The 14,425-nt window shown below is 48.6% G+C and carries 12 protein-coding genes and 3 tRNA genes; 11 read left to right on the top strand and 4 right to left on the bottom strand.

Annotated elements, in window-relative coordinates:
- Positions 1-14 precede the first annotated feature (14 nt).
- The 6 genes from sufD (at position 15) to BMZ51_RS16940 (ending at position 4,542) form a co-directional block, all read left to right on the top strand.
- Positions 15-1,298 carry a Fe-S cluster assembly protein SufD gene (sufD, locus tag BMZ51_RS16965; protein WP_068007729.1) on the top strand — a complete coding sequence of 428 codons (1,284 nt, stop codon included), beginning with the start codon at positions 15-17 and terminating at the stop codon, positions 1,296-1,298.
- Entirely contained in the window at positions 1,295-2,542 is a 1,248-nt protein-coding gene (locus tag BMZ51_RS16960) for an aminotransferase class V-fold PLP-dependent enzyme (RefSeq protein ID WP_068007733.1), read from the top strand. The genes sufD and BMZ51_RS16960 overlap by 4 nt, the downstream gene beginning before the upstream one ends.
- 5 nt (positions 2,543-2,547) lie before the next feature.
- Complete coding sequence (locus BMZ51_RS16955; RefSeq protein ID WP_068007735.1) at positions 2,548-2,943, top strand: SUF system Fe-S cluster assembly protein; 396 nt, start codon at positions 2,548-2,550, stop codon at positions 2,941-2,943.
- A 67-nt stretch (positions 2,944-3,010) separates the two neighbouring features.
- Entirely contained in the window at positions 3,011-3,388 is a 378-nt protein-coding gene (locus tag BMZ51_RS16950) for a HesB/IscA family protein (protein WP_068007738.1), read from the top strand.
- Positions 3,389-3,431: 43 nt separating this feature from the next.
- Positions 3,432-4,091: a thiaminase II gene (gene tenA, locus BMZ51_RS16945; RefSeq protein ID WP_068007768.1), complete on the top strand. Its 660-nt coding sequence runs from the start codon at positions 3,432-3,434 to the stop codon at positions 4,089-4,091.
- A 112-nt stretch (positions 4,092-4,203) separates the two neighbouring features.
- The gene (locus BMZ51_RS16940; RefSeq protein ID WP_082825661.1) at positions 4,204-4,542 is read left to right on the top strand and encodes a TfoX/Sxy family protein; all 339 of its coding nucleotides are present in this window, start codon (positions 4,204-4,206) and stop codon (positions 4,540-4,542) included.
- 151 nt (positions 4,543-4,693) lie between these two features.
- Here BMZ51_RS16940 and BMZ51_RS16935 read toward each other — a convergent pair whose 3' ends face one another.
- From BMZ51_RS16935 to parE, 3 genes are all read right to left on the bottom strand, one after another.
- Positions 4,694-5,752 carry a GGDEF domain-containing protein gene (locus tag BMZ51_RS16935; protein ID WP_068007743.1) on the bottom strand — a complete coding sequence of 353 codons (1,059 nt, stop codon included), beginning with the start codon at positions 5,750-5,752 and terminating at the stop codon, positions 4,694-4,696.
- A gap of 106 nt (positions 5,753-5,858) precedes the next feature.
- Positions 5,859-7,292 (bottom strand): DEAD/DEAH box helicase, encoded by a 1,434-nt coding sequence (locus tag BMZ51_RS16930; protein ID WP_068007744.1) that lies wholly within the window; start codon positions 7,290-7,292, stop codon positions 5,859-5,861.
- A gap of 209 nt (positions 7,293-7,501) precedes the next feature.
- Positions 7,502-9,592, bottom strand: a complete 2,091-nt coding sequence (gene parE / locus BMZ51_RS16925; protein ID WP_068007747.1) for a DNA topoisomerase IV subunit B — start codon at positions 9,590-9,592, stop codon at positions 7,502-7,504.
- A gap of 592 nt (positions 9,593-10,184) precedes the next feature.
- Here parE and BMZ51_RS16920 point away from each other — a divergent pair.
- The 4 genes from BMZ51_RS16920 (at position 10,185) to BMZ51_RS16905 (ending at position 11,721) form a co-directional block, all read left to right on the top strand.
- Complete coding sequence (locus BMZ51_RS16920; protein WP_208979548.1) at positions 10,185-11,075, top strand: tetratricopeptide repeat protein; 891 nt, start codon at positions 10,185-10,187, stop codon at positions 11,073-11,075.
- Between the two features lie 372 nt (positions 11,076-11,447).
- Positions 11,448-11,524: transfer RNA gene (locus BMZ51_RS16915), tRNA-Pro, on the top strand.
- A 21-nt stretch (positions 11,525-11,545) separates the two neighbouring features.
- Positions 11,546-11,622 (top strand) — tRNA-Pro (locus tag BMZ51_RS16910).
- Positions 11,623-11,644: 22 nt separating this feature from the next.
- Positions 11,645-11,721, top strand: a tRNA-Pro gene (locus tag BMZ51_RS16905).
- Between the two features lie 323 nt (positions 11,722-12,044).
- Here BMZ51_RS16905 and BMZ51_RS16895 read toward each other — a convergent pair.
- Positions 12,045-13,535 carry an inorganic phosphate transporter gene (locus BMZ51_RS16895; protein WP_175485039.1) on the bottom strand — a complete coding sequence of 497 codons (1,491 nt, stop codon included), beginning with the start codon at positions 13,533-13,535 and terminating at the stop codon, positions 12,045-12,047.
- Positions 13,536-14,100: 565 nt separating this feature from the next.
- Here BMZ51_RS16895 and BMZ51_RS16890 point away from each other — a divergent pair.
- The gene (locus BMZ51_RS16890) at positions 14,101-14,406 is read left to right on the top strand and encodes an ETC complex I subunit (protein ID WP_068007777.1); all 306 of its coding nucleotides are present in this window, start codon (positions 14,101-14,103) and stop codon (positions 14,404-14,406) included.
- The last annotated feature ends 19 nt before the right edge of the window (positions 14,407-14,425 follow it).

Raw genomic sequence — 14,425 nt, 5'->3', positions numbered from 1 at the left:
CTGGAGGGTGACCGATGAATGCTCCGGCAAAGATTCAAGAGACGAAGGCAGAACAGAGCTTAGACGCTCAGTTCAACGCACTAATTGCGGAAAAAACGCAAACCAACGCAAACCAACGCAAACAGGCATGGGACGCTTTTAAAGCCAAAGGCATCCCGCATCGCCGCGTTGAAGAGTGGCATTACACTGATCTGCGCACCAAGATGCGTGATGCGTTTGCTCTGGCTCCGACCTGTGTACCTAAAGCAGACGTTCTGCAGGGCGCTGGCGGTCTGGAGTCATACCGCATCGCTATTGTGAATGGTCGCTTCGCGCCAGAACTGTCATCAAATCAAGAGCTTGATGGGCTAACCGTCACAGCAACGGATGGTGTTGTTTCTAGCGAACTTGCCAGTAAAGACGCGATGATCAGCCTGAATCAAGCGTTGGTTCAGGGTGGTATTTCGATCGAAGTGGCGGCTAATGCCAAGATCGAAAAGCCGATCGAGATTGTTCGTTACACCGACGGAGCGGATGTTAGCTCCTACGCAAGCACGTGTGTTGAAATTGGTGCAGGCGCAAACGTTTTGTTCATCGAAAGCTTTGAAGGGGAAAATGGAGCGGACTATCAGTCCAATGCGTTTACCGAAATCAAAGTTGGTGATGAGGCGGATGTTCACTGGCTGAAGCTTCAAGTTGAGTCGCAAAAAGCTCAACACATTGAAACACTTGGTATTGAACTGGGTGCCAAGGTGAATTTCCAGCACTTCATCTACAATGAAGGCTCATCACTGTCACGCGCACAGCTTTTTGTTGAGTTGAAAGGCGAGGGAACCCACGCAGGTCTGCGCGGAATTTCTTTGCTCCAGGACCAGCAACACGCTGACATCACTCTTTATGTGAACCACGCAGTCCCAGAGTGTGAAAGCCGCGAGTACTATCGTACTGTAGTTGATGACAAAGCCCGTGCAGTGTTTCAGGGTAAGATCATTGTCGAACCGGCCGCTCAAAAAACCGATGGTCAGATGATGATTAAATCGCTCTTATTGAGCGATGCCGCTGAAATCAATGCGAAACCGGAGCTGGAGATCTTCGCTGACGATGTCCAGTGTGCGCATGGTTCAACCACCGGTGACATTGATGAGGACCTGCTGTTCTACCTCACGGCACGTGGTATTCCAGAGGCACAGGCGCGTAAAATCTTGATTCTTGCATTCCTTTCCGAAGCTGTTGAGGAATTTGAAGAGGAACGTTGTGTAGAATTACTGGAAGCAATGACACGCAAGTGGCTTCATGCAGATGAAATGGTGAGCGAATGACCAAGGTCGACAACACGGCTTTTTCAGCTCCATACGACGTTGAGAAGGTTCGGAAAGATTTTCCGATCCTTTCAACTGAAGTCTATGGTAAGCCACTGGTCTATCTGGATAATGGTGCATCGGCGCAAAAGCCGATGGCGGTGATTGATGCAATCACCAAAGCCTACACCCAAGAATACGCCAATGTGCACCGTGGACTGCATTATCTGTCGAATACGGCGACCGAAAACTTTGAAGCAGCACGCGAAATCACGCGCCGCTTCTTGAATGCTCCAAGTGTTGATGAAGTGATCTTCACTAAATCAACGACAGAAGCAATCAATCTTGTGTCCTACGGTTTGGAAGAAGAGATCCAGGAAGGTGATGAGATCATCATCTCTATTCTGGAGCATCACTCCAATATTGTGCCCTGGAACTTCCTTCGTGAACGCAAGGGTGCGGTTATCAAGTGGGCGCCCATTGCAGAAGATGGGACGTTTTTGATGGAGGAGTTTGAAAAACTCCTGTCAGATCGCACCAAAATCGTTGCAGTGACACATATGTCCAATGTCACCGGGACGGTTGTTCCGGTGAAGGAAGTGACGCGTCTTGCACACGAGTATGGGGCAAAAGTCCTGATCGATGGCTCGCAAGGCGCTGTGCATATGCCTGTCGATGTTCAGGATATCGGCTGCGACTTCTATGCGATCACCGGGCATAAACTCTACGGTCCAAGCGGTATTGGCGCGCTTTACGGTAAAAAAGAGATTCTCAACAAGATGCGCCCATTCCAGGGTGGTGGTGAGATGATCAAGGACGTGACAGAAACACTCGTCACCTATGCTGAAGCACCACATCGCTTTGAGGCAGGGACCCCGCCAATTGTCCAGGCTATTGGATTAGGGGCCGCGCTTGACTATATAGATAGTCTAGGGCGTGAAAATATCGCAGTGTATGAAGCGTCCTTACGTGACTATGCAGAACAACGCTTGAAGGAAGTCAATTCTTTGAAGATCTTTGGTAATTCCAAGGATAAAGGGTCGATTTTCTCCTTTGAGATTGAAGGAGTTCACGCTCACGATATCTCAATGGTGATTGACAGAGAGGGCGTTGCAGTTCGGGCAGGTACGCATTGTGCGCAGCCGTTGCTGGCTCGATTTGGGGTGACCAGTACATGCCGTGCAAGTTTTGGCCTTTACAACACCCATGACGAAGTCGATCGCATGGTAGAAGCCTTGCGTAAAGCGCAGATGATGTTTGGTTAGGACCTATGACAGACAACACACAAACAAGCGAGTTCTCTGACGGACCTTTGACGACGCCTGAGATGAAGCAAAGTTCGGCCATTCCAGCTGAAGAGCTGGAAACTCTTACGAGTGATATTATCGCGGCGATGAAAACTGTTTTCGATCCGGAAATTCCGGTCGATATCTACGAGTTAGGTCTAATCTACAAAGTCGATATCGAAGACGACAGAACAGTTAAGATCGATATGACGTTGACTGCTCCAGGCTGCCCGGTTGCTGGTGAAATGCCGATTTGGGTAGAAAACGCCGTCAGTTCAGTGCCAGGTGTAGGGACAGTTCAGGTGGATATGGTCTTTGATCCTCCTTGGGATCCAAGCCGTATGTCAGATGAAGCTCGCGTTGCGTTGAATTTCTTCTAAGGTTTAGAGTATGCTTTAAACAAAAAGAGCACTTCAAGTTTGTTGGAGTGCTCATGGAGGACACAAAATGACCTCAGCATTTCAGGTTTTGTCGATAACAGATGAAGCAGCGCAGCATATAAGAACCCTGCTGGACAACAATGATGAACACCCTTTGGGGGTGCGTGTTGCCATTAAAACAGGTGGCTGTGCTGGCATGGAGTATGAGCTGGGTTTGGTTTCAGAAGCGAACGCGACGGATGATGTTGTGGAAGACAAAGGTGTGAAAGTCTTTGTTGATCCTGCAGCAACTCTTTACTTGCTTGGCACAGAAATGGGTTTTGAAACCACGAAGTTCCGTTCTGGTTTTATCTTCAAAAACCCAAACGAAGTGTCTGCTTGTGGATGCGGTGAATCTGTAGAGCTGCAACCAGCTGATCTTTCTAAGTTTGCACAAAAGAACTAATTAAGCCCAAGTTTGCTTGGGTATGACAATGGGTGGGTATGTCATGTCTCTGTTTAATTCTCTTAAAAACGATAATCTTGAGACATGGCATAGCTATACCAAGCATGAGTTTGTTCAAGGACTTGGTAACGGAAAGTTGCACATTGCATCCTTCAAGAAATACCTTGTCCAAGATTACCTCTTTCTCATTGAGTTTGCTCGCGCTTATGCACTTGGCATGTACAAAGCCACTGATCTGGTGCAAATGCGCAAGTGCTTGTCTTCTGCGAAGGGGATTCTTGAAACAGAGATGGGACTTCATATACGGCTTTGTGAATCTTGGGGCCTGTCTGAAGATGAGATCGTAGCAACGCCGGAAGAACCAGCTAACCTTGCCTATACGCGCTACGTACTCGATACGGCAATGAAGGGTGATATGCTCGATCTCAAAATTGCACTCGCGCCATGTGCAATTGGTTACGGAGAAATTGGTGCAGCGCTTGCGAAGCAGGAAGGCGCACTTGATGAAAGCAACCCGTATGCCGAGTGGATTCGTGAATACTCAAGTGATGAGTATCAGGATCTGGCTGCTGACGCTGTTCGCGAAATTGACGAGTTGGGGTCGCTGTATTCCACTGAGGCACGATACACTAAATTGTCTAGAATATTTCGCGAGGCAACTAGACTTGAGGCGAATTTCTGGCAGATGGGCCTCGAGGTATAGTCATATAAAAATATATTGGATTTCGATGACTTGATGAAGCGAGAGCTAAGCTTATCTAGCTTTGACCTATATTCAGATATTTCGAAGTTTCCATGATTTTTGGTGATTGCTTATGTCTCTGTCTACATTCTTTATTTCTGAAAGTCAGCCGCCCTTTCTTAAGAGAGTTCACTGCCGCCCAATGTTTGGTGGGCGAGGATACTATGCAAATGGCAAGGTGTTTGCTCTGGTGCGTGAAGAGTCCCTCTATTTGAAAGCGGGATCTGCAAACGTTGCTGATTTCCTGTTGTCTGGCCAGCTGCCATACATCCATCAGTGTTTCGGAGATTTCTTCCCAACTAAGTTCTATCCAGTGCCCTTGACCATCATCGAGGATGAAGCTCAACTTGCTCGTTGGATGGAGCGGACGATCTTGGTGTTAGATGAAGGGCAGGGAAGCTCTATAGCCTAATGTTGCTTTTGATATGAATTCTAGCGCGAAATACTGACCACCAAGAAGAAATCCCAGCAGCAGCGCTCTCTCATTGGTGGGAGCTTGTCAGTTAAGGCGGTGATGGTGTCGCAGTTTGGTTAACTGCTTTGAGCAACCGAATTTTATTTCGTTAGGCAACTTGCGTTACGCTTGGAATCTTCTTTTCGTCTTCAGAGCGAACAAGATTGCGGCCAGCTTTCTTAGCTGCATATAACGCGAGATCTGCGCGAGACACCATGCTCTCAGCGCTGTCACCGGGACGGAAGGTCGAAATGCCAATCGAGATTGTGATTCGGCCAAGGTTTTCACCAGTTGAACGCTTCACAAGTTCTTTGGCTACAACATTCTTACGAACCTTCTCAGCAACCACTTTTGCATCTTCGATTGATGTTCTTGGTAAGATAATTCCGAACTCTTCGCCGCCATAGCGACACGCGATGTCGTTGTTTTTGACGTTTTGCTTGACCGCAAGCGCAACAAGACGGAGTACCTGATCACCGGTTTGGTGACCATAGTTGTCATTGAACTGTTTGAAGTGATCTATATCTGAAATCAACAACGAAAGCGGAGCGTGGCTTTCTTCGGCCTCTTTGATTGCCCTAACCAGGCTTTGGTCAAAGTGCTTTCTGTTGTTTAAAGTTGTCAGTTCATCGGTCAGCGATTCATATCTGATCGCTTCTAAACCTTCTTGCAGAACTTCGATTTGGCCACGTGAATCAACGAGTTGCTCGCGGAGCTGCTGATTGCTCTCAGCAGTTTGAGTGGTAAGTTTGGTGAGCTGGACGATGAGTAGCGAGAGTTGTGTGCGGTCTTTGACATTGTCAAGAGCGCTCAAAATCCGGGCGAGCTCTTCACCATAGTGGGTGACCTGAATTGTTCCAGAATCAAGTGCGGAGATTAGATCGCGCACTTCCTGAGAAATTTTCTCACCAACCTCATCAATTCGTTCGCCCAAACGATTGGGTGATAAAAAGCGGTTGTAGATTTTCTGTGTATCTTCAGGTGATATCTTGCCATCTCTGGCAAGTATCTTGTTTACGGTTCGGTTAAGTGCCCTGTTGAAACCGGAGGCGTATGAATACCACAGCTCATAGTTGCGCGGAAACGCAGGAAGCTTATTCGTCTTGATGTAATCAAGCGCACTGTCTGCATAAACAACTGTGCGCTTGAACTCGTCTTCTTGACTCATGGTTGCATCACCGCGTCACGGATAGGGCTAAAATATCAAAATACTAATTTAATATTAGCTTATTTAATGGGATATACCTAACCAGTAGTTAACTTCATAAAATGCGTTACCTACTTTGCGCTTTGGAACGAGTTTCTCTGAGCAAGAACGCGGGTACATGGCTCGCATTGCGGAAAATAGCGTCATCTTTTGGCGGGTTTGCATGTCGAACAGTGCGCGCGCGTGGTGGTGCACGGCGTTCAGTATGCATAGGAACGACAGGCTGTTCTTCCAATCCGGCCGGAACAGGTTCGGCTGCTGGTGCAACTGCTTCGGGAGCTTCAGCCTTTGCAGTTTTGCGCGGGCGAGCTTTGTCCTTTTGGTTGCGTGTGGAGCGTCGGCGAGACTTCTTCTCATCAGCTGAGGCGGAAAAATCTACTGGTTCTCCGGTCCATTCGAGCTCCTTGCCGATGGTCTCGTTAATCGCTTGCAAAGCTTTTTCTTCCTTAACCGTAACTATGGATATGGCTGTTCCCTTACGACCTGCACGGCCTGTGCGGCCGATACGGTGGACGTAATCTTCCGCATGAATAGGCATGTCGTAGTTAAATACATGACTCACGGTTGGAATATCGAGACCGCGGGCAGCGACATCACTGGCAACAAGGACCTTGATGTTTCCTTTTTTGAAATTATCAAGCATCGTCATGCGCGAGCGCTGATCCATATCACCATGGAGCGAGCCAACAGAAAACTCGTGTCGAACGAGAGAACGGAAGACTGTTGCGACATCGCGTTTGCGATTGCAGAAGACAATTGCGTTTTGTAACTCTTCGGCTTGCTCAATCAGCTCACGCAATTTAGCGCGCTTTTCGTAGTCTTCTGGGTCCGATGCTACAATCCGTTGTTCAACAGTTTCAGCAGTTGTAGCGGGTTTTGCGACCTCTACTTTTGCTGGATTTTGCAAAAATGTATCAGTCAAACGTTGAATTTCACTCGGCATGGTGGCGGAGAAAAAGAGTGTTTGACGTGTAAATGGAATGAGTTTGCAGATGCGTTCGATGTCTGGAATGAAGCCCATGTCCAGCATGCGGTCGGCTTCATCGATGACCAGAATATCAACGCCTTGCAGCAGCAGCTTTCCACGTTCGAAGTGGTCCAGAAGCCGGCCTGGTGTCGCAATCAATACATCGGCGCCACGCTCGAGCTTGCGGTCCTGTTCGGAGAAGGACACACCGCCGATAAGCAGAGCAACGTTAAGTTTGTGATTAATACCATAACGCTCGAAGTTGTCTTCCACCTGCGCTGCAAGCTCGCGGGTTGGCTCAAGAATAAGTGTTCTTGGCATTCGAGCGCGCGCACGGCCTTTTTCCAGAAGAGTAATCATCGGCAAAGTGAAGCTTGCCGTTTTCCCGGTTCCAGTTTGAGCAATGCCGAGCACGTCCCTGCGTTCTAGAACGTAAGGGATGGCTCCTGCCTGAATGGCAGTTGGTTCTGTGTAACCGGAGGCCTCAACAGCGGCGAGAACTTTCTCGCTAAGTCCGAGAGTGGAAAACGACATATGGCATGTTTCTTTACGATTATTAAGGAGAAGAGCTGGAAACCGTGTGATTTACAGGTTTCTCCAACCAGTTTGGCGGAACACTACATTTCTAAGCAGCGTTGTCAATAAATTCTGCGACATAAGCGATATATTCCTTCAAGTTATACCGAGTTTGCTGTGCTGTAACTTACGAAAAACACAGCAAATATCACAGGGTTAAGCTTGATTCAAATATCCAGATCGGTTGCGAACTCCGCACGTTCCTGAATAAAGTTAAACCTAGCTTCCGGCTTGTTGCCCATCAGCTGCTCGACTGCACTGCTGGTCTCTAAGATCTCATTTTCACCAACAACAACCTTCAGCAGGGTACGGCGTTTCGGATCCATTGTGGTTTCTTTTAGCTGTGCTGGGAGCATCTCACCCAGCCCCTTAAAGCGACCAATTTCAATCTTGCCGTTTTTCTTGAAACTGCTTTTGAGAAGTTGTTCGCGGTGTGCGTCATCTCTTGCATAAAGCGTCTTCCCACCTTGACTGATCCGGTAAAGGGGAGGGACGGCAAGGTGGAGATGGCCGTTATTGATCAAGTCTGGCATCTCTTTATAAAAGAAGGTTATGAGCAGTGCTGCGATGTGAGCCCCGTCGACATCCGCATCCGTCATGATAACAATACGTTCGTAACGAAGATCTTTGTCGTCGTAATTGGAGCGCGTACCGCAGCCCAATGCTTGAATAAGGTCGGCAAGTAGTTGATTGGCAACAAGCTTATCGCGGCCGGCGTTTGCTACGTTGAGAATCTTACCGCGCAACGGGAGTACTGCTTGATTCGATCTGTTACGTGCTTGTTTTGCAGAGCCACCAGCAGAGTCACCCTCCACAATAAACAGTTCTGTGCCGTCTGATTTACTGGTTGAGCAGTCTGCGAGCTTACCTGGAAGGCGTAGACGACGAACGGCTGTTTTGCGGGCTACGTCTTTGTCTTGCCGGCGTTTTAAGCGCTCTTCAGCGCGGTCTACCACCCATTCAAGCAGTTTGTTTGCTTGATTTGGAGATGCCGTCAACCAGTGGTCGAAGGCATCACGGACAGCACTTTCTGCAATACGGGTTGCTTCATTCGTTGCAAGCTTATCCTTGGTCTGGCCGACGAATTCGGGTTCGCGAACAAAGACAGATAGCATAGCACCAGCGGAGGTGAGAATATCATCGCCGGTGATAATGGAGGCTTTCTTGTTGCCGATCAGCTCACCGTAGGCCTTCAGGCCGCGCAGTAACGCATAGCGCAGGCCCGTTTCGTGGGTGCCGCCTTCAGGTGTTGGAACGGTATTACAGTAGGAATTTACAAAGCCATCGCCTGCAAACCACGCAACTGCCCACTCTACAGACCCGTGTTTGCCTGTCGCCTGTGTTCGCCCTGCAAAGACCTCATCAGTGACACGGCGCTCCTTGCCGAGAGCTTCTTCCAGGTAGTCTTTTAGTCCGCCTGGAAAGTGAAACGTTGCCGTCTCTGGAATATCGTTTACTTCATCTGCAAGAGATTTGGCGCAGCGCCAGCGGATCTCGACACCGCCAAACAGGTAAGCCTTGGAACGCGCCATCTTCATTAGGCGGGCAGGTTTGAATTTGCACCCTTTGCCGAAAATTTCTTCGTCTGGCTTAAAGCGAACCATTGTGCCGCGGCGGTTATGAACATCACCGACCAGTTCAAGGCTTCCATCTGCAAGGCCGCGGCGAAATATCTGACGGTAAAGTTTGCGGTTACGAGCAACCTCAACCACCAGCTCCTCGGAGAGTGCGTTTACAACTGAAATACCTACGCCATGCAGTCCGCCAGAGGTTTCGTAAACTTTACTGTCGAACTTGCCGCCAGCGTGGAGCGTTGTCATGATGACTTCCAGCGCCGACTTGTCTTTGTATTTTGGGTGTGGATCAACCGGGATGCCACGCCCGTTATCGGTGATAGTTAGGTAGCCATCGTCGCCCAAGGAGACATCGATCCAGCTTGCGTGGCCTGCAACGGCCTCGTCCATGGAGTTGTCGATCACTTCTGCGAACAGGTGGTGCAGCGCCTTTTCATCGGTGCCACCAATATACATTCCTGGGCGGCGGCGAACCGGTTCCAGCCCTTCAAGCACTTCAATATCCGCTGCCGTGTATTCTGCGTCGCCCCCAACAGGGTCTTGTCGGCTCGCAGCAGGACGCTTGGCAGCGGTGGTCGGTGCACTTGAAGCAGGCGTTTGTTTTCTTTCAAGGCTACCAGACTTGGATGTCAGGTCATCCATGCTTTTGGTAACACCTGCAAACAGATCATCACGCGTGCTCATTGTACCTCTTTGGTCTTGCGCTTTAAAATTCTCGAATCAATCGGCAGTCTTACAGGGCTGAGTGAAAAGGGCAAAGATCTGCCGGAGTTCTACTCTTGTTCCTTGTGGGTAAGCGTCAGATATACGCTTTTCCACTACATGAGAGTGCCTGTTCCCATAAAAATGGGTGCTAGAAACCGTATGCGCCATTCAAGCGGAAATTACAAATAGCATTTCTGGTCACGCTTGGGGTTGTGAGCAAAACTTTACACTGCGCATACACGCTACAGTAACGTCATGTGCTGCAAATTGTTGCGAGCATGCAACAACTAATTACGCTGACGGAAATGGTAGAAACTGACACTGGTTCGTTCCGCGTAAATTAGATAGCTTGCGTTGTCCACGTTTGAGAGGTGGGGGAACTGTGTAGTATTCTTGTCGATCGGACAGGAAGCTAGGCATTTGTAAGATCATTTGTGACAATTTAAAGATATGTCACCCTTGGAAACAAAATTGACATTTTTTCCTTTCATAGCCGATTCCATCAGGACGGCATGAATAGAATAAGAAGTCAGAACCGTTAGTTTTTTCCACGACGGTCAAGTGAGGCGCTTTGAAGAAAGCTTTGTTTAAAGATGGATTGATAGCGCATCACACTGCGTGGACGCGTCTTGCAACAAATTTGGGCTGCGCCTCAGTGCTTTCTTTCTGTGTTGTCGCAAGTGCTCAGGCACTTGAAGGTAATAAGAACGCGATTGACGCAATCAATCAAATGGCAAACGTTACACCGCAGCAGGCTCTGAAGGACGGAGCTCGTGCATATTACTCGGGTGAAAAGGGGAAGGCGCTTTCTCCACTTCGCTATGCGGCAGAGAACGGGCAGGCAATGGCCGCTTGGAAGCTCGGTAGAATGTACGCTGAAGGAGATGGCGTGCCTGAGGATGACCTTCAAGCGTTTCAATACTTTTCTCAGGTCGTGCGGGAATATTCCTCTGATGGCCCTAAAGCTCGCTCCGCACCGTTTGTGGCCAGTGCCTTGGTCGAGTTGGGGCGCTATTTCCTGGCGGGTATCAGCGATTCTCCTGTAAAAAAGAACAGCCATAAGGCGCGCGAGGTTTTTACCTATGCTGCGTCTTATTTTGGTGATGCTGATGCGCAGTACAATCTAGGCCTTATGTATCTGGATAAAAATGTTCCAGACCATGACCGCCGACTTGCTGCTCGTTGGTTGAAACTTGCTGCGGTTAAAGGGCATGTGGGCGCGCAGGCCAAGTTTGGTGAGCTACTCTACTTTACGCAGGAGCTTGCAACAGCGCGCATGACTGGTTTGAAATGGATGACGCTTGCGCGCCGTCAGGTTGTTGGCGGCGATAAAGAATCCTGGATTGTCTCCCTTCACGAAAAGGCGTTCTCTCTTGCATCTGAACAAGAGCGCCGCAAATCAGCCAAATGGGCCAATGAATGGCTGAATAAGCGTAGCCACATGGTTGCCTCTACCAACTAACCCGTTTTTTTTTATATCATTGTTTCTGGTGTCCTGTTTTTGGCAGGTTAGCGAGTTTGCCGTTCGTTCAGTTTGGTCATCCTTGCTCTCAACCTATTTTAAAGCCCGCACTGTTGGCGCAGTTAGTCACCCTCAAGAGGGTGTCGATACTTATCCTTTTTTTGCAGGTATTTTGCGGAAAAGTTAAAATTTTCGCGATCTCCGTCTGTGCTGTTTAAGCCTCTGAAATTTCTGTGTTTTCAACAGTGTGGCGATGTAATCAATTTTTTCTCGTATGATTTGGGAAAAACTGAAAAACGCTATTGCCAAGCTCAAAAACTCTGCCTATATACCTGCCTCAACAAGACGCCGCGGGCGTCACGCTGATGAGATCGGAGCATAGCGCAGCCTGGTAGCGCATCTGGTTTGGGACCAGAGGGTCGCAGGTTCGAATCCTGCTGCTCCGACCATTCATCAACATCGCGATAGATCGGAGCATAGCGCAGCCTGGTAGCGCATCTGGTTTGGGACCAGAGGGTCGCAGGTTCGAATCCTGCTGCTCCGACCATCTATCGAGCCGAAGATCTGTTCGGAGCATAGCGCAGCCTGGTAGCGCATCTGGTTTGGGACCAGAGGGTCGCAGGTTCGAATCCTGCTGCTCCGACCACCTTCAAAAACCCTTTTTTCCAAATTACAATTCATTGCAGCAGAGCTCAGGCTCTTTCTTCTGCTTCATGATCGCTGTCTGCGTTCGTTTTAGCCAAGCCTGTGTGCGATCGTTTTATGGGCTTGCTACGCTAAGGTATGGCGAAGGAGTTACGGCTCTGTGTGCGTTTTAAAGCGGTTTATGGCTCCTTTGTTTCGCAAAGCAATCCCATGGCTCTTTCCTTGGCGTTTGGTGTGATGGTGCTTTTTCAAAGTGCCTATGCATACAAAAAAGCCCAAAGGAGTGCTCCTTCGGGCTTTGTCGATTTCGGTTCTAACTGCGTTTTATAGCAGGAAGAGATCCAGCAGGTAGTATAGCGCGGCGGATAAGACTGCCGCCAGTGGTACGGTGATGATCCACGCTGCAATAATAGTCATGAAATGAGAGCGGCGAACCAAGCGTCGACGTTTCTCATCTTGCTTAGCATGGTTGAGCTTGTAGGTATCCATGCCGGTGGTTTGTTTGACGAAAGCAATGCGGCGTTTGGACTTCATTGTGTACCATTCACGGAAGAAGCCAACGCCAAATATTGCTCCGACCGCAATGTGAGTTGAGCTCACTGGAAGGCCTAACCAGCTTGCGAAGATCACGGTGATCGCAGCAGACAATGAAACACAGTACGCACGCATTGGATTAAGCTTGGTGATTTTTTCACCGACCATGCGGATCAGCTTTGGCCCGAACAGCATGAGTCCAAAAGAGATCCCAAATGCGCCAATCAACATCACCCAGATCGGAATTGTAACTGACTTTGCGATGCCACCTTCTTGTATGGTGTGCACGATTGCTGCGAGCGGGCCAATTGCGTTTGCAACATCGTTGGCACCGTGTGCGAACGAAAGCAGTGCTGCGGAAAAAATCAGAGGCCAGCGGAACAGGACACGCAGGGACTGGTTGCGATTTTCCATGCCTTCAGATTGTTTGCGGATAAGTGGCCGACAAACAACGAGAGCAACGAAAAATGCGATGGCCCCAAGCAAAAGAGCGATTTCGATCTCTACCTTCACGATTTTCTTAAGGCCCTTCATCGCCAGATAAGATGCAAATGCACCAGCCATAATAGCTATGAGTAAGGGAACCCATTTGCGCGCGGCTGCGATTTTATCGTGTTGGTAGATGATGAAGGTCTTGATGAAGGCTAGAAACAGGGCAGCAACGATGCCGCCAAGCACGGGGGAGATCACCCAGCTGGCAGCGATCCCAGACATGGTATCCCAGCTAACGGAGCCGAAGCCAGCCGCCGCGATGCCGCCGCCCATAACACCCCCAACAATGGAGTGGGTGGTAGAAACCGGCGCGCCGATCCATGTTGCCAAATTCAACCAGACAGCCGCAGAAATCAATGCTGCAAGCATCAACTTCACAAAGTTGGTGTAGTCGCCAACTTGTGTCGGATCGATAATGCCCTTTGAGACCGTCTTTACAACATCGCCCCCAGCAATCAATGCGCCCGCGCTTTCAAAGATGGCAGCAAGTATGAGTGCGCCGCCAATTGTGAGGGCTTTGGAACCCACTGAAGGGCCGACGTTGTTTGCTACATCATTTGCGCCGATGTTGATTGCCAGATAGGCACCAATTCCTGCAGCTGCAACAATAATTATAGCGTTTGGATGGTCTGAGACATAAAACCCAGCCATCGCCATAGCGAACATAAGAAAAACAAATGCGACCGCAGGGGCAATCAATGGGCGCGCCATTGCATTGCCGGCCAGCTCTAGTCTGCTGAACTTTTCTAAGTCTTTGTCTAGAGTCGGCTTTTTTCTAAGGTTAGACATGCTGTATACTTTTTTCGCCGCGTCTTCTTCGCGTAGTTTCTCATGCACCAGCGTTTGACAAAAAGCCAAACAGCGATTTTGCACCTAACCCCGTATCAATCGATTTGGAGGGGCGGGTGCATGTCTTTAAATGCGGCATCAATGCCAATAAACGAGTGACTTGACATAAAGGCTTTTAGGGACTTTGTGTATTAAAGCTACCTTCAAGCGCTTTTATTTCCAATGAACACTCAGTTCGCGGGCAAACTAGTTTTGTCTCCGGTATATTTCAAGTTAAAAATACCCATAAACTTCCAATAAGTCACACCTCAGAGAAATATTAGGAAATAGTGTAGGGTCCTTAATACTATATAGATGATCTTTTAATCTATTAATACTGATGCTAAAACCGCAAATATTGCACTTAATGCCGCAATAAGTGCATCTATAGTTATTTACTAAGAGAAATTTGTATAGCTTTACCAAGTGCATTGACACCAATGGCATAATTGGAGAAGAAAAAGAAAAACTGGTATACCGCACTGGAAAGCGTGTTTTCAAGTCGATTGCGGAAGAGGGAGGTTACATGGTAGCTCGCATTTATAATCCAGCAAAAACTGCAATGCAGTCAGGAACAGCTAAAACAAACAGTTGGGTGCTGGATTTTGATCCGCAGTCTCCAAAGTCCATTGACCCTTTGATGGGCTATACATCTTCGTCGGATATGAAGCAGCAGGTGCGGCTTAAGTTTCCGACAAAAGATGAGGCGATCGCCTATGCGATGCGCAATAAAATCGAATTTCGCGTTGATGAAGAGAGCAAGCGAAAGCTCCGTCGGGCGTCATATTCAGATAATTTCCGTTTTGACAGATTATCTCCGTGGACACATTGAGTTTCTGCATTGAGATTAT

It is taken from the genome of Pseudovibrio axinellae, assembly GCF_900110875.1.
GTDB lineage: Bacteria > Pseudomonadota > Alphaproteobacteria > Rhizobiales > Stappiaceae > Pseudovibrio > Pseudovibrio axinellae.
The sequence above is the reverse complement of the archived record's forward strand: the minus strand, read 5'-3'. Positions and strand labels throughout refer to the sequence as shown.